The 14,474-nt window shown below is 47.7% G+C and carries 15 protein-coding genes; 6 read left to right on the top strand and 9 right to left on the bottom strand.

All coding sequences use genetic code 11. From position 1 onward, the window contains the following. Positions 1-3: 3 nt before the first annotated feature. The gene (locus KI350_RS07770; RefSeq protein ID WP_059230880.1) at positions 4-318 is read left to right on the top strand and encodes a DUF485 domain-containing protein; all 315 of its coding nucleotides are present in this window, start codon (positions 4-6) and stop codon (positions 316-318) included. Continuing rightward, entirely contained in the window at positions 315-1,853 is a 1,539-nt protein-coding gene (locus tag KI350_RS07765) for a solute symporter family protein (RefSeq protein WP_059230882.1), read from the top strand. Before KI350_RS07770 ends, KI350_RS07765 begins: the two co-directional genes overlap by 4 nt. Positions 1,854-1,905: 52 nt before the next feature. On the opposite strand, the gene xylB is transcribed toward KI350_RS07765, so the two are convergent. Together xylB and xylA are read right to left on the bottom strand one after the other, a co-directional pair. Beyond that, the gene (gene xylB, locus KI350_RS07760; protein WP_065644445.1) at positions 1,906-3,408 is read right to left on the bottom strand and encodes a xylulokinase; all 1,503 of its coding nucleotides are present in this window, start codon (positions 3,406-3,408) and stop codon (positions 1,906-1,908) included. Continuing rightward, positions 3,408-4,754 carry a xylose isomerase gene (xylA, locus tag KI350_RS07755; RefSeq protein ID WP_065644514.1) on the bottom strand — a complete coding sequence of 449 codons (1,347 nt, stop codon included), beginning with the start codon at positions 4,752-4,754 and terminating at the stop codon, positions 3,408-3,410. Before xylA ends, xylB begins: the two co-directional genes overlap by 1 nt. A 196-nt stretch (positions 4,755-4,950) precedes the next feature. Between xylA and KI350_RS07750 the strand changes: the two genes are divergently transcribed. Further along, complete coding sequence (locus tag KI350_RS07750) at positions 4,951-6,114, top strand: ROK family transcriptional regulator (protein ID WP_065644444.1); 1,164 nt, start codon at positions 4,951-4,953, stop codon at positions 6,112-6,114. Positions 6,115-6,142: 28 nt separating this feature from the next. Here KI350_RS07750 and thiE read toward each other — a convergent pair whose 3' ends face one another. From thiE to KI350_RS07725, 5 genes are all read right to left on the bottom strand, one after another. Further along, positions 6,143-6,817 (bottom strand): thiamine phosphate synthase, encoded by a 675-nt coding sequence (thiE, locus tag KI350_RS07745; RefSeq protein WP_065644443.1) that lies wholly within the window; start codon positions 6,815-6,817, stop codon positions 6,143-6,145. 1 nt (position 6,818) lies between these two features. Further along, a complete protein-coding gene (thiM, locus tag KI350_RS07740; protein WP_065644442.1) occupies positions 6,819-7,628 on the bottom strand; it encodes a hydroxyethylthiazole kinase in 810 nt (269 codons plus the stop codon). Beyond that, on the bottom strand, positions 7,625-8,542 hold the full coding sequence (gene cidR, locus KI350_RS07735; RefSeq protein WP_023856984.1) for a cidABC operon transcriptional activator CidR: 918 nt from the start codon (positions 8,540-8,542) through the stop codon (positions 7,625-7,627). The genes thiM and cidR overlap by 4 nt, the downstream gene beginning before the upstream one ends. Positions 8,543-8,672: 130 nt before the next feature. After that, positions 8,673-8,942, bottom strand: a complete 270-nt coding sequence (locus tag KI350_RS07730; protein ID WP_020453374.1) for a YwqI/YxiC family protein — start codon at positions 8,940-8,942, stop codon at positions 8,673-8,675. Continuing rightward, positions 8,939-9,367, bottom strand: coding sequence for a YwqH-like family protein (locus KI350_RS07725; protein ID WP_020453375.1), 429 nt, complete (start codon positions 9,365-9,367; stop codon positions 8,939-8,941). The genes KI350_RS07730 and KI350_RS07725 overlap by 4 nt, the downstream gene beginning before the upstream one ends. Positions 9,368-9,850: 483 nt before the next feature. On the opposite strand from KI350_RS07725, the gene KI350_RS07720 reads away from it, so the two are divergent. Then, positions 9,851-10,237: a CidA/LrgA family holin-like protein gene (locus KI350_RS07720; protein ID WP_020453376.1), complete on the top strand. Its 387-nt coding sequence runs from the start codon at positions 9,851-9,853 to the stop codon at positions 10,235-10,237. Further along, positions 10,219-10,905, top strand: coding sequence for a CidB/LrgB family autolysis modulator (locus KI350_RS07715; protein ID WP_023856983.1), 687 nt, complete (start codon positions 10,219-10,221; stop codon positions 10,903-10,905). The genes KI350_RS07720 and KI350_RS07715 overlap by 19 nt, the downstream gene beginning before the upstream one ends. A 268-nt stretch (positions 10,906-11,173) precedes the next feature. Here KI350_RS07715 and putP read toward each other — a convergent pair whose 3' ends face one another. Next, positions 11,174-12,640, bottom strand: coding sequence for a sodium/proline symporter PutP (gene putP, locus KI350_RS07710; protein ID WP_023856981.1), 1,467 nt, complete (start codon positions 12,638-12,640; stop codon positions 11,174-11,176). A gap of 98 nt (positions 12,641-12,738) precedes the next feature. Continuing rightward, entirely contained in the window at positions 12,739-13,929 is a 1,191-nt protein-coding gene (locus tag KI350_RS07705; protein ID WP_025810597.1) for a class I SAM-dependent rRNA methyltransferase, read from the bottom strand. A gap of 142 nt (positions 13,930-14,071) precedes the next feature. On the opposite strand from KI350_RS07705, the gene KI350_RS07700 reads away from it, so the two are divergent. After that, the gene (locus tag KI350_RS07700) at positions 14,072-14,452 is read left to right on the top strand and encodes a VOC family protein (protein WP_025810596.1); all 381 of its coding nucleotides are present in this window, start codon (positions 14,072-14,074) and stop codon (positions 14,450-14,452) included. Positions 14,453-14,474 lie beyond the last annotated feature (22 nt).

Below are 14,474 nucleotides of genomic sequence, written 5' to 3'. Positions count from 1 at the left end.
AAAATGAGAGAGGGCAAAATAGATTACAGCAAAGCTGCGGCATCTCCGGAGTTCCAGCGGTTGTTATCACGGAAACGGGCTTTTATTGTACCGATGACGATTTTCTTTCTGCTCTTTTATTTCCTGCTGCCGGTTATGACATCATACTTCACATTTTTGAATCAGCCGGCAGTCGGAGCCATCACATGGGCATGGGTTTTCGCGATCGCTCAGTTTGTTATGACATGGACGCTGTGCATTGTGTATACGAAAAAAGCCGGTGAATTCGATCAAATTGCAAACGATTTCAAAAAGAAGATTGGAGGCGTTGATTCATGAGTGCCACAGCCTTTATTCTGTTTCTTGCCATTGTTGCTCTCACGCTTGTCATTACGTATTTCGCGGCCAAACAGACAAAAACGGCCAATGAATTTTACACGGCGGGAGGAGGGCTTACCGGCATTCAAAACGGACTGGCTATCGCGGGAGATTACATGTCAGCGGCTTCTTTCCTCGGCATTGCCGGGATGATCGCTTTGAACGGGTTTGACGGCTTTTTCTACAGCATCGGCTTCCTCGTCGCTTATTTAGTCGTGCTTTACATTGTGGCAGAGCCGCTCCGAAATCTCGGCAAATTTACAATGGCGGACATGATTGCCTCCCGTTTTAAACAAAAGAAAATTCGCGGTGTCGCCGCATTAAACACGATCACGATCTCCACCTTTTATATGATTGCACAGTTAGTCGGCGCCGGCGCGCTGATCAAGCTTCTGCTCGGCATCGATTATACGCTTGCCGTGTGCATTGTCGGGGTTTTGATGACCATCTACGTCGTATTCGGCGGAATGATCGCAACCAGCTGGGTCCAGATCATCAAGGTCGTTCTCTTGATGGCGGGGACGCTCATTATTTCAATCATCGTTTTTTCAAAATTCGGCTTCAGCCTGACGAACATGTTTGAACAAATGAAAACAGCTACTCCGCTTGGGGCGGATTTTTTGAACCCCGGCAATAAGTATAAAGTTCCTCTTGAAACACTTTCACTCAATTTGGCACTCGTCCTCGGAACAGCCGGCCTGCCTCACATTCTCATCCGATTTTATACAGTAAAAGATGCCAAAACGGCAAGGAAATCGGTAATCTCGGCAACATGGATTATCGGTATATTTTATATTATGACGGTCTTTCTCGGTTTTGGTGCTGCCGCGTTTGTCGGTTTTGAAAACATTTTAGCTGCCGATAAAGCGGGGAACATGGCTGCACCGCTGCTTGCTCAGGCGCTCGGCGGAGATTTTCTGTTCGCCTTCGTCTCAGCCATCGCGTTCGCAACGATTTTGGCGGTGGTCACAGGACTTGTTCTGTCGGCGGCATCCGCCTTTGCGCATGATATATACAGCCAGATTATCAGAAAAGGCGCGGCTACGGAAAAAGAGCAAATGATCGCTGCAAGGTGGGCTTCCATCGGCGTATCCGTCCTTTCGATTCTGCTTGCTGTCTTCGCCCAATCGCTGAATGTCGCGTTTCTTGTCTCGCTTGCATTTGCCGTGGCGGCAAGCGCCAATCTGCCGCTCATTATCTTCACCGTCTTCTGGAAAAGATTCAATGCGGCCGGCGCTTTGGCCGGCAGTCTGACCGGTCTTTTAAGCGCGCTGATTCTCGTCTCCATCAGCCCGAGCGTTTGGGACCCTGCCGGAAACGCCATTTTTGTCGGAGAACCGCTGATCCCGCTTTCCAACCCTGGAATCATCTCCATTCCGCTCGGCTTTTTAGGCGCTTATCTCGGGACGATTCTGTCTTCAAAAACCCCTGATCAGGAAGCATTTGCAGAAATTCAGGTCAAAGCGCATACAGGTATTCACATGGATCAATCTTAAACTGGATGCACACCCGAAAAAAACTTATGAGCCGGCCGGCCCATAAGTTTTTTTATTCCCGAAAGCCCGCCAGCCGCTCGTTCAGCGTTTTCGTATGCCGGTAGACATCCCTGTAAATTTGAAACAGAGCTTTGTATTGTCTGCTGTATTCACGGCGGGGCGAAAAGGTTTCTTTGATGAGAACGAATCGGTCTGCACAAGCTTCAAGCGATGGAAACCAGCCGCACCCGACGGCCGCGATCATGGCTGCTCCGTATGCCGGCCCCTGTTCGCTTGTCAGTCTGATGATGTCGGCGTTGAAGATATCCGCCTGGATTTGCAGCCATTGGTCGCTTTTGGCGCCTCCGCCGATTGAAATCACGCGGCTGATGTCCTTTCCCGCGGCACGGAATTGTTCAATGCTTTCGTGAAGGGAGAATGTGATGCCTTCAATGACGGCTCTGACGAAGTCCGCCCGTGTATGTGCGCTGTCCATCCCGATGAAGCTGGCGCGAATATTTGCGTCGGCATGAGGGGTTCTCTCCCCTGACAAATAAGGGGTAAACAGCAGCCCCCGGGCACCGGGACGGGAATGGTCAATATCGCTGATTAATTCGTCAAATGACGTTTGCCCGGCAAATACATCTTTAAACCAGCTGAAGCTGCGTCCTGCAGAAAGCGTCACTCCCATTGAATAAAACGCATTGGGGGCGGCGTGGTTCAGAAAATGAATATTGCCGGCAAACTCTTGATCTCGGTTTGATTCATATGTGAGAACAACCCCTGAGGTGCCTATGCTGCAAAGGGCGGTTCCTTCTCTTAAAATACCGGCGCCGACCGCGCCGCATGCATTATCAGCGCCGCCGGCAAACACCTTGACTTCAGGAGCCAGACCGGTTTCGGCCGCGAATTCCGGACTGACGCCGCCGACACAGGCGCCCGGCTCAATCAGATCCGGACATAAGGACTCCGGGATACCGAACTTGCTGCAGAATTCTCCGCTCCATGTCTGATGTTTCACATCAAGCAGGAGCGTTCCGGCCGCATCTGAATATTCGCTGTGCAGACGCCCTGTCATCGTGTACCTGACGTAGTCTTTCGGCAGCAAAAAAACGGCCGCCTTTTCAAACAGCTTTTTTTCATGTTCTTTCACCCATAAAAGCTTCGGAAGGGTAAAGCCTTCGAGCGCCGGGTTTTTCGCGATCTCGAGCAGGCGTTCCTTTCCGATTTTGTCGTTAATCAGCCGGCATTGTTCGGTTGTCCGTGTATCGTTCCACAGGATCGCGTTTCGCAAAACCTCTCCTTTGCCGTTTAAAAGTACCAATCCATGCATCTGTCCGGAAAAGCTGATCCCTTTAATCTGAGATGCTTTTCCCGGGAAATGCATAACTAATTCCTTAATGGCTTCCTTCGTTTTGACCGCCCATTCTGCGGGATCCTGTTCAGAATAACCGGAATGGGGCTGAATGATGGAAAATGGTTTGGAGACCTCGCCGCACAGCTCTCCCCGCTGATTGACAAGGATGATTTTAACTGCGCTGGTGCCGAGGTCGACCCCGATCACGTATTCCTCCACTAGCGTGTCTCCTTTTCTGCCGGCGCTTCGCGCAAAGCGTTCAATAAGTAACGGTTAACGGTCGCTTTCAGTCGTTCCTGGCGGCCTGACTGATTTTCAATTTGGTCGTGTTCAAGAGCGTATGCGGCGAGCTTTTCCAGATCGGTGCGGCCTTCTTTGATCTCAAGCCCAATGCCTTTCGTATAGCTTTCATAACGTTCTTCAATGACCTGGTCGAGCGCTTTGTCTTCAAGCAGACGGGAGGCGACTTTCAAGCCGACTGCATACGTATCCATTCCTGCGATATGAGCGTGAAATAAGTCTTCATCCGCAAAAGACGGGCGCCTTACTTTAGCATCGAAGTTAATGCCGCCGGTTTTAAACCCGCCTGCTTTCAAAATTTCATACATCGCCAGAACCGCAGAATACAAATCGGTCGGGAACTCATCAGTATCCCAGCCCAGGAGCAAATCGCCCTGATTGGCATCAATGGAACCCAGCACATCGTGCAAGGCAGCCACCCTTAGTTCATGCTCAAATGTATGCCCGGCCAAGGTCGCATGGTTCGCCTCAAGATTGAGTTTAAAATGGTCTTTTAAACCGTAAGTTTCTAAAAAAGCGATCGTTGTGGCCGCATCAAAATCGTATTGGTGCTTCGTCGGCTCCTTCGGCTTCGGCTCGATCAAAAATTGGCCGTCAAAACCGATTTCGCGCGCATACTCAACCGCCATTCTGTAAAATGAAGCCAAATTTTCGAGTTCAAGCTTCATATCTGTATTCAGCAATGTTTCATAACCTTCTCTTCCGCCCCAGAACACATAGTTTTCCGCTCCAAGCTCCTTGGCGATGTCCAGCCCTTTTTTCACTTTTGCTGCCGCATAGGCATAGACGTCTGCATTGCAGGAAGTTGCGGCTCCGTGGACATACCTCGGATGCGTAAACATATTGGCTGTATTCCAAAGCAGCTGAACACGGCTAGTCTCCATCATTTCTTTAAGAAAAGACGACATTTGATCCAAATACGCAAAGGTCTCGCGCAGCGTTGCTCCTTCATCAACGATATCAACGTCATGAAAGCAGAAATAGGGCACGCCGAGCTTTTCAAAAAATTCAAAAGCCGCTTCCGCCCGGGCTTTTGCTTTATCCAAAGGATGTGTCATCCGGTTCCACGCCCGGAACATCGTCCCGTCGCCGAAAGGGTCTTTCCCGTCCGCATCAAATGTATGCCAATACGCAACAGCGAAGCGAAGATGTTCCTTCATCGTTTTGCCGCCGACGTATTCATCAGGGTTGTAATATTTAAATGCGTAAGGATTTTCCGAATCAACTCCTTCATACTCAATCATTCCGACATTTTTAAAAAACATTCCGATCTCCCCCTTCACTTTTCCTTGCAAAGCAAACGTTAAAAAACAAGTTTGTTTAACCATTAAACTAACTTCCTTGTATTTATTTTACAAGATGAATCAACCGCTTTCAATGGAAACGAAGGAAAAAATTGAGTTTTCTAAATTTGTTATACTATAATAAATTCACAGCTTCAAAACAATGGAGTGATTGACATTGAATACAGCGGATCAAGCCCTTGTAAAAAAAATGAACAAAGCTCTGATTCTTGAGCAGATTATTGAGAACGCCCCCATTTCAAGAGCAAAACTTTCGGAAATAACGGGGTTAAATAAAGCGACCGTTTCCTCCCAAGTATCTTCCCTGCTTCAAAAGGACATCATTTATGAAACCGGCCCCGGCGAGTCAAGCGGCGGCAGGAGGCCCGTTATGCTGAAATTCAATCGAAAAGCCGGCTATGCGGTCGGTGTAGATATCGGAACCAATTATCTGATTGTTGTGTTAACCGATCTTGAAGGGCATTTGATTGAACAATTCGAACGGACACTGGATGAAGAAGACATTCAGGCGACAGAAGAGGCATTAATCGAATTGACAGGGCTAGCCGTTGACAAAATACCGCCTTCCCCATACGGATTGACCGGAATCGGCGTGTGCGTACCCGGCTTGGTGGACAACGAACGGCAGGTGGTGTTTACGCCAAATAAGCCGATCCATTTGATTCCGTTAAAAGAAAAACTGGAAGAAAGGTTCGGCGTTCCCATTTTAATTGAAAACGAAGCAAACGCCGGCGCCGTGGGCGAGAAGAAATACGGCGAAGCCGGACAGCTGGAGCATGCCGTGTTTGTCAGCATTAATACCGGGATTGGTTTAGGGATTTTAATGAATGGAAAACTGTTTAGAGGTGTGCAAGGTTTTTCCGGAGAAGCCGGACACATGTCCATTCACTTTGACGGCCCATTATGCCGGTGCGGGAATAGAGGCTGCTGGGAGCTTTACGCTTCGGAAAAAGCCGTCTTCTCTCACTATGGAGCGAATTCCGAAGCCCCGCTTTACGAAGTCGTTAAAGAACTTGCAGACCGCAGTGATCCGGGTATGATGGAGACGTTTGAAAGATTCGGTTTTCATATCGGCATCGGACTTCTCAACATCTTGAAGACGTTGAATCCCGATACGATTATTTTGCGGAATACCATTGTGGAATCCTATCCGATCATCGTCGATGCGATTAAAAAAACGATTGCCTCAAGAAGTGCAGCAGAAGCCTTGTCTAATTATCATTTGAAAATCTCCTCGCTTGGCCGCACTGCCTCATCGCTTGGCATGTCCTCCCTTGTGATCGGGCATTTTCTGGAACGGTTTATGAACGAGAGATTTTAATTTTTATATCAAAAAGCGCGTATTCCATTTAGGAATGCGCGCTTTGTTTAGCAGCTTGCACTTTCTTGCCGAACACCTCGGCGGCCGCCTTTGGATCGGCAGCCTTGCTGATGGCGCTGATGATACTGATGCCGTCAGCGCCGGCCTCGATGACGGGGACGCAGTTTTCGGCCGTGATTCCGCCGATTCCGACCACAGGTATGCCAATCCCCTGCCTGCGGAGCTCTTGAATGAGCGAGACGCCCTGCACAGCTTTTGTATCCCGCTTTGTTTCAGTCGGGTAAACCGGTCCTGCACCGATATAATCCGCCCCATCCTTTTCCGCCTTTACGACTTCTTCAAGTGTATGCGCGGACACGCCGAGGATTTTGTCCCCGATTCTCGCTCTGACGTCGGCGGCCTTATCATCATCCTGTCCGATATGCACACCATCGGCGTCAAGCGCAAGCGCGAGTTCTACATCATCGTTGATGATAAACGGAACATTGAACTGTTTGCAAAGAGACTGCACCTGTCGAGCAAACGCCTTTTGATCTCCTGCTTTTAACGCGTCCTCGCCTTTTTCGCGGAATTGAAAAAGGGTCGCACCGCCTTTTAAAGCTTGTTCAATGACAGTTAAAGGATCGCCCGCAGTATTGTTTGAACCCATAATAAAATAGACTGACAACAGATCTTTCATCGTTTCTTTTGAGACTCGCGTCATCTTATTCCACCTCTCTGATCCTGCCGCGTTCTTTTATATCCATCGCTTCAACAGCGGCTAGCTGATTCAAAAACTCGATTTGAAAGCTTCCGGGCCCCCGGCTTTCCGTTTTCTCCGCGGCCAACTCGGCCGCCGTTCCATAAAAAGCGGCTGCAGATACAGCGGCATGGCAAACGTCTTTTTCAACGGCGCAAAACGCACCGATGATAGAGGTAAACAGGCAGCCTGTCCCCGTCACTTTTGTTAGCAGTTGATGTCCGTTGCCCACGGTATACGTTTTTGTTCCATCCGTTATGACATCTTCAGCTCCGGTTATGATAACGGCTGTATTCCATAATTTCGCGGCTTTTTTGGCGAGCTCTGTTCTGTCGCCGCTCCCTTCACCTGCATCCACGCCTTTGATCAGCCAGTCCTCTCCAAGCGTGTTGGCAATTTCTGCGGCATTGCCTCTGACGGCAGAAACCTTCACTTCGCGCATAATCGCTTGAGCCGATTCTGTTCGAAACGGCGTCGCCCCGGCACCGACTGGATCAAAAATAACCGGCACACCGTGTTCATTGGCGGACTTTCCTGCAATGATCATCGATTCAACAGATTCCCGGCTGAGCGTGCCGATGTTCAGCACAAGGGCTCCGGCGATCTTTGCCATGTCGGCGGCTTCTTCCCTCGCATACGCCATCACCGGCGATGCGCCGAGAGCCAGTAAACCGTTCGCCGTAAAATTGGTGACGACATTGTTTGTCATATTGTGTACGAGCGGTTTTTGCTTTCTGACTTTTTCAATTCCTCTTGCGGCATCTTCCAGATTCATTCGGCTGCATTCCCTTCTGTTTTTGAATTTTCGCTCCATATATACGATTTTGTATGATCAATCCACGCCCTCGCCGCGAACGACAGATAGCGGTCTTTTCTCCAAATGACGGCGACATGCCAAGGAATGGCCGGCCTCACCAGCGGAATGATTCTCACTCTTTCCGGGTCAAGATCGCGGCAGATTCTTTCGGGCAAAAGCCCGATTCCAAGGTTAGCGGAAACCATTTCGCTGATGAAATCCCATTGCGAGGTTTCATAAATGACATTCGGCTGAAATCCAGCCTTCAAGCAAGCCGTAATGATCCGTTCGTGAAGAACAAAGTCTTCCCGGAAAAAGATAAACGGTTCTTCGCTTAACTGCCGAAGCTCGATCTCATCCGCATCGGCAAAACGATGAGACGGGTGGACGATCAGCATCAAGTCTTCTTTTACGATTGTAAAGGAGTGAAAAATCTCCTCTTTTGCAGGCAAGACGACAACGCCGATATCAAGCGATCCGTCTTCCACTCCTTCCTGCACTTTCACAGAGCCGTGCTCAACAAGCTGAAAGGTGACGTTCGGATATTTGTCTCTGAAATCCCCTATCACTTTCGGAAAAAAGCCGGAGCCGATCATCGGCGGCAAACCGATCCGCACGTGCCCTTTTTTGACGTCCATCAAGTCATTCAGCTCTGAAGTTAAATTTTGAAACGACTTGGTGATTTCCTGGGCCTGCACATACATGCTTTGCCCCGCATCAGTCAGCTCGATCTGACGCCCCCGCCGGTAAAACAGCTCAATCCCGAGCTCTTCTTCAAGATTTTTAATCATTTTGGAAATTGTCGGCTGAGATATGTATAATGACTGAGCGGCTTTTGTGAAGCTTTTCAGACGGGCTACCTCCAAGAAATAGGTTAAGTGGCGTATGTCCATTTGTTTGACACCCTTTCAGAGTTCCTGCTTGTATTCATATTCTAAACCAATTTCATTGTTTTCTGCACCCCCGTGGAGCACCCTTCTACATCAACATAAAAAAACGCCGCCGGCATACAGCCGGCAACGCCTATCTTCGGGCAATCGCTTCATCCTGTTCCTTCAGCGTGTCCACATTGGAGCGGGTGTCCTCAATGTTTTTACGAACAGCCTCTTTATACTGTTCGACCATATTGCAAATTTCGGCTTCGCGTTCAAGCCACTTTTTCGTAAAATCAAGGTTGTTCCGCCCGAGCGCTCCGGCTGACGGGCTTTTTAAAGACACGGCTTGAAGCGTGCTGCTTACTTGCTCCAGCTGCTTCATAACCGCTGCATGGTTAAGTTTAATCGTTTTGCTCATTTCAACCACCCTTTTAAACCGTTGATTGTGCTGTGCAGAGCGTCGACGGCCTCCTCTCCTTTTTCCATCAGAAAGTCCGCCCGGTCGGCCGACCAGCTTGCAGCTTGAACAGCCCCTTTTTCAGAATCTAAAGCAAATATCTTTAAATCAATTTTATGAATATACCGATCATATTCATCGGTGAAAATTCTGTACATTGCCGTGTGCGCTTCATCACGTGCTTCGTCAAAATCGGCTGCCCTGCTTCCGGTCCACGACTCATCAAGGTTCGGACGCAAAATCTGCCTGATTTCTTCGATTCCGAGGTTTTGTTCCCGCTCTACATCGCGCTTTGCCCGCTCCAGCCTTGCAATTTGTTCTTCCAGCTCTGCCGCCTTATGAGAGAGGACACCGTGTATTTTTTGCAGCGTGTCTGAGTAGTCCATTATTGTCACCTCTGAAATTGCAGTATGATTCGCATGGATTGTTCCCTTGTCAAATTATGATTTGGTTGGTTTTTCATAGATTCACATCTTTGACTGGACTTGCTCTCATTTCCAATATTTATAGTTTAAGTCGAAAATCACGGATGTTGAATAGGCTGTAAATACTGTTTTTAGGGATATATACACAGTTCATCATCTTCCTCACAGCGCATTTTAAGGACATATAACCCGTCTTTTTGAATCATCTGTACACCGCTTTCATCGCGAACAAGTCTAAAGGCACGGGAATACGGCAGTTTAATGGTCACAAAAAATCGCCAAATGATTCCGGACGACAATTTCTAATTTTAGTCAGGAAACTGTTTCTTTTGACCTGATTTGCGCTTTTAACTATAGACAAAATGAATAATATCTATTCTGTATATGTATTTTACCTATACTTAAAACTCATGTACACTCATGTGTAGAAAGGGGGATAATGACATGAAAACATTCATTAAAGGATTAGGTCAGGTCGCTCTTTTGTTTTTATTCGCGCGTTTCATGAATCTGATTGCCGAGGTTCTTCATATAAACATTCCCGGCAGCATTCTCGGGATTATCGTCATTTTTGCGCTTCTTCATTTCAAAATCATTAAGCTGGAATGGATTGAAATCGGCGCCTTGTGGCTTCTCGCGGAGCTGCTTTTGTTCTTTGTCCCTTCAGCCGTCGGGATTATGAACTACGGAGATATTCTGGCTGAATTCGGCACAAGCATTATACTCGTTGTCCTCATCAGTACATTCGTCGTCATGGTGTCGACCGGAATGCTGACTCAATTGATTGCCAAAAGAAAGGAAAGGAAAAAAACATGCTCATCGGATGCTTAAGCCTGATCGCAACAGTGTTAATTTATCTGGGCGCAAAAGCGGTGTATTCACGCCATCCAAAGGTGTATGCGTCACCTTTATTGGTCACGCCGGTGATACTTGTCGGCCTGCTGCTTTTCATCAACGTGCCCTTTGAAGCGTACAATGCGGGCGGTCGCTTGTTGACAGACATGCTCCAGCCGGCAACCGTGGCTTTTGCGATTCCGCTGTACAAATACTTTCCAGTCTTGAAAAAATACGCGGTTGAGATCATTATCAACGTGACTGTAGGCTGCTGTATCGCGATCCTGTCAACAGCGTTTATCGCAAAACTTTTCAAGCTGAATGAAGACCTGATTGAGAGCCTCGTTCCCAGATCGGTCACAACGCCAATTGCAATGAGCGTTTCTGAAATGATCGGCGGAATGCCCGCGGTGACCGCTGTTTTTGTTATATTGACCGCCCTGTCCGGGTCAGTGATCGGACCGATGGTCATTCGCTACTTCCGGATTGATAATGAAATCGCAAGGGGCGTGCTGCTTGGCACAAGCGCCCACGGCGCAGGTACGTCAAAAGCATTTGAGCTCAGCTCCGTGTCCGGAACGATTTCAAGCGTATCGATGATCCTGGCTGCGATCATCACGCTTTGCGCAGCGCCGTTTCTCATTTCCCTTATTGCAGTGTCATAGCCGAAAAATAAAAAAACCAAATTGGGGAAGTTTTTTTCCGCCAATTTGGTTTTTTTCATTTAGACATCGAGCAGCACATCAGCAATACTATAAAAGAAATACACCAAAATCCCAACCGAAAAGTGTGAAATTTCCCCGATCCATCCGCCGCCATTTCCGAAAAAATTCATCGCTTTTTTCTTTGGAAAATGTCCACAGAAATCCCGTGAAAGCCCCTGTGAGAAAAGCGGCCGTCAACAATACGTTGACAAAGACCATCACCCTATTCTCAACCTTTCAGCTGTTCAACCGCCGTCTCAAATTCCTTTTCAATCTCTGCGGACGGCTTCTTTGTCATCAGGCTGACGACGATGATCACGACTGTACAAACAATAAATCCGGGAATGATTTCATAAACCGGGTCAAAAGCTTTTACTTGCTCCCACACAATAACAGTCAACGCCCCGGACAGCATCCCTGAAAGCGCGCCCCACTTCGTCATTCGTTTCCAATACAGACTCAGCAGAACGACAGGACCAAAGGCCGCTCCGAAACCTGCCCACGCATAGCCGACAAGATTCAATATCGTTTCATTCGGATGAAGCGCCATCATGAGGGCGATCAGTGAAATCGCGAGGACAGACAGCCTTCCGACAAGAACAAGTTCTTTGTCAGAAGCTCCTTTCCGGACAAACGCTTTATAAAAATCCTCTGTCAGCGCGCTTGAGGTTACAAGAAGCTGTGAAGAAATCGTGCTCATGACAGCTGCTAAAATGGAAGCCAGCAAAAACCCCGTAATCATCGATGGGAACAAAAGGTCTGCCAACTTAATGAATATCGTCTCGGCATTCTTTAACGAAAGATGATTTGCGCTGAAATAGGCGATGCCGACGAGTCCTGTCAGCATCGCTCCGCAAATCGAAAAGATCATCCAGCCCATGCCGATTCTTCTGGCACTCTTCAACTCTTTCACGCTTGAAATCGCCATAAACCTGACAATAATATGAGGCTGTCCAAAGTAGCCGAGCCCCCACGCCAGTAAAGAAACAATACCGATTGCGGTTGTTCCTTGAAACGGACGGAGGAGGTCCGGGTTGACCGCGTTCACTTCCGAAAACGCCGGCGCAATTCCCCCCAATTGGACAAATACGACGATCGGCATTAAGATGAGCGCAATAAACATGATCGTCCCTTGAACAAAATCGGTCCAGCTGACAGCCAGAAAGCCCCCGAAGAGCGTATAAAGAATGACAACCCCGGCCGTCAGCCAGATGCCGATCCGATAATCAAGGTGGAATGCTGTTCTGAACAGCTCTCCGCCCGCCACCATTCCGGATGATGTATAAAAAGTGAAAAATACTAAAATAACGAAAGCCGACGTCACCCGTAACAGCCTTGAACCGTCTTTAAAACGGTTTTCGAAATAATCGGGTATGGTAATGCTGTTGCCGGCCGTTTCCGTATACGTTCTCAGCCTCGGCGCAACATACACCCAGTTCAAATACGCGCCGATTGTCAGACCGACAACGATCCAGCCGCTGCTCAATCCGTTCAGAAACATCGCACCAGGCAGCCCCATTAATAGCCAGCCGCTCATATCGGAAGCACCTGCGCTTAACGCGGTGACGGCGGGGCCCAGATTTCTTCCGCCAAGCATGTAGTCGGTCAAATTTGAAGTTCTTCGATATGCAAAATATCCGATAAAAAGCATTCCTGCCATATAAATACCTATCGATATTAAAATTCCGTAATCCATAACTACCCCCTGCCTGAGTTTTTCGCGTAATATCAATATACATGAATAATTGATCGACAGGTATTGTTTTTATCGCAAAATTTTTCCCCAGCCTTACATTAACGGCGGCGGATCCGCAAAAAGACAACTTTTAAATAATCGCCTTCAGGATAGCTTTTCACCGTTTTGAAATCTTCGGGAAGCGAATGCTCCTCAAGCATTGTAAAGCGCGTCCCCGTTTCTTTGCATGCCGCTTCGATAAAACCTTTGAATTTTTTCATCCCAAAAGCGCTGCTGTTCGTTGAAGCGACGATCACACCTTGATCTTTAGTGATCCGAATCGCGTCTTTCAACAGATTTTTATAATCCTTTGCCGCGCTGAATGTATGCTTTTTTGTTCTCGCAAATGAAGGCGGATCGAGGATGACGAGGTCAAAGGCGAGTTCTTTTTTGGCCGCGTATTGAAAATATTTAAAAACGTCCATGACTTTAATATCATGAGCTTCATAATCCAGCCCGTTCACGCTGAATTGTTCGATCGTCCTGCTTAAACTGCGGTTTGCAACATCAACGCTCGTCGTTTTTTCAGCGCCTCCAAGCGCCGCCGCCACAGAAAATGCACCTGTATATGAGAAGGTGTTGAGCACGGTTTTTCCTTCCGCATACCGGTCCCTAACCGCCTTGCGGACATGGCGCTGATCGAGAAAAACGCCTGTCATCGCACCGTCATTGAGGTAAACGGCAAAATGTATGCCGTTCTCTTTCACAATGATCGGAAATTCGCCTCTCTCTCCTCTGACAAAGTCGTCATCTTCTACATACTGCCCGGCCGTATTAAACCGTTTTTTCTCATATACGGCTTTATAGTCTGTCAATTCATCGAGGGCTTCCATAATCGCTTCCTTAAACGTATAAATCCCTTTGCTGTACCATTGGAACAAATAGTAGCCGTCATAATAATCAATCGTAAAGCCGCCGATTCCGTCGCCTTCCCCGTTAAACAAACGAAAAGCGGTCGTATCCGGGTCTTGAAAAAGCGATTTTCTGGCCTGAAAGGCGTTCGCCAGCCTGCTTAAAAAGAATGATTGATCAATTGATTCCTCTTCGTTTCGGGTCAGAATCCAGCCGATCCCTTTGTTTTGCTCGCCATAGTAGCCCTTTCCCAAAAACGTGCCGTTTTCATCGGCAACCCTGATCAGCGAACCTTCTTTTATGCCGTTTTCTTGCGAAGAAACAGCTTCTTTTTCAATTAAGGGATAGCCCTTTTTCATTTTTGCAGCGAATGGATGTTTTATTTTTAATGTATGCATTTGATTTCAGTCCTTATTTTAAAGTCTTCTCTATCCTACCATAACGCCTGATCAATATTCTTATTCATCATGTAATCGAGATAATTGACAGATGATTCCGACCTTTCTAAAATGATGGAGAAACAAAAGGAGGAATGGCGTAATGGCGCGAATTGACCACGTAGGACTGATGGTGAAAAACATTGATGCTTCGATCACATTCTACCAAAATGTGATCGGAATGACGCTGAAAGGCAGAATGACCCATACAAACGGCATCATGAAGCTCGCTTTTTTAGGCTTTCAGAACAGAGACGAGACAGAGCTTGAATTGATCGAGGGATATAACGACAGTCTTCCTCAGGAAGGAAAAGTACATCATTTTGCCGTCTCAACCGATGATATCGAGGCTGAATTCGCCCGCGTAAAAAGCGCCGGCATCAAGCTGATGGAAGACGAGATCACCGTATTGCCAAACGGCTTCCGCTATTTTTTTCTTTTTGGGCCCGAAGGAGAAATAATTGAGTTTTTTCAAAGAACATAACCGGATGCGGCTTTTCGCCGTT

It is taken from the genome of Bacillus sp. J41TS8, assembly GCF_018333035.1.
Taxonomy (GTDB): Bacteria; Bacillota; Bacilli; order Bacillales; family Bacillaceae; genus Bacillus; species Bacillus paralicheniformis.
Note: the sequence above shows the minus strand (reverse complement) of the source record. Positions and strands in the feature narration are given on the sequence as shown.

What these genes read in the sequence shown, in the direction of transcription:
- thiM (WP_065644442.1), bottom strand. Translation starts at nt 7,628, where the DNA reads ATGAATCTGGAAGATGCCGCAAGAGGAATTGAAAAAGTCAGAAAGCAA.
- cidR (WP_023856984.1), bottom strand. Translation starts at nt 8,542, where the DNA reads ATGGACATACGCCACTTAACCTATTTCTTGGAGGTAGCCCGTCTGAAA.
- KI350_RS07725 (WP_020453375.1), bottom strand. Translation starts at nt 9,367, where the DNA reads ATGGACTACTCAGACACGCTGCAAAAAATACACGGTGTCCTCTCTCAT.
- KI350_RS07715 (WP_023856983.1), top strand. Translation starts at nt 10,219, where the DNA reads ATGCTCATCGGATGCTTAAGCCTGATCGCAACAGTGTTAATTTATCTG.
- thiE (WP_065644443.1), bottom strand. Translation starts at nt 6,817, where the DNA reads ATGACGCGAGTCTCAAAAGAAACGATGAAAGATCTGTTGTCAGTCTAT.
- KI350_RS07705 (WP_025810597.1), bottom strand. Translation starts at nt 13,929, where the DNA reads ATGCATACATTAAAAATAAAACATCCATTCGCTGCAAAAATGAAAAAG.
- KI350_RS07700 (WP_025810596.1), top strand. Translation starts at nt 14,072, where the DNA reads ATGGCGCGAATTGACCACGTAGGACTGATGGTGAAAAACATTGATGCT.
- putP (WP_023856981.1), bottom strand. Translation starts at nt 12,640, where the DNA reads ATGGATTACGGAATTTTAATATCGATAGGTATTTATATGGCAGGAATG.
- KI350_RS07730 (WP_020453374.1), bottom strand. Translation starts at nt 8,942, where the DNA reads ATGAGCAAAACGATTAAACTTAACCATGCAGCGGTTATGAAGCAGCTG.
- KI350_RS07765 (WP_059230882.1), top strand. Translation starts at nt 315, where the DNA reads ATGAGTGCCACAGCCTTTATTCTGTTTCTTGCCATTGTTGCTCTCACG.
- KI350_RS07770 (WP_059230880.1), top strand. Translation starts at nt 4, where the DNA reads ATGAGAGAGGGCAAAATAGATTACAGCAAAGCTGCGGCATCTCCGGAG.
- xylA (WP_065644514.1), bottom strand. Translation starts at nt 4,754, where the DNA reads ATGTTTTTTAAAAATGTCGGAATGATTGAGTATGAAGGAGTTGATTCG.
- KI350_RS07720 (WP_020453376.1), top strand. Translation starts at nt 9,851, where the DNA reads ATGAAAACATTCATTAAAGGATTAGGTCAGGTCGCTCTTTTGTTTTTA.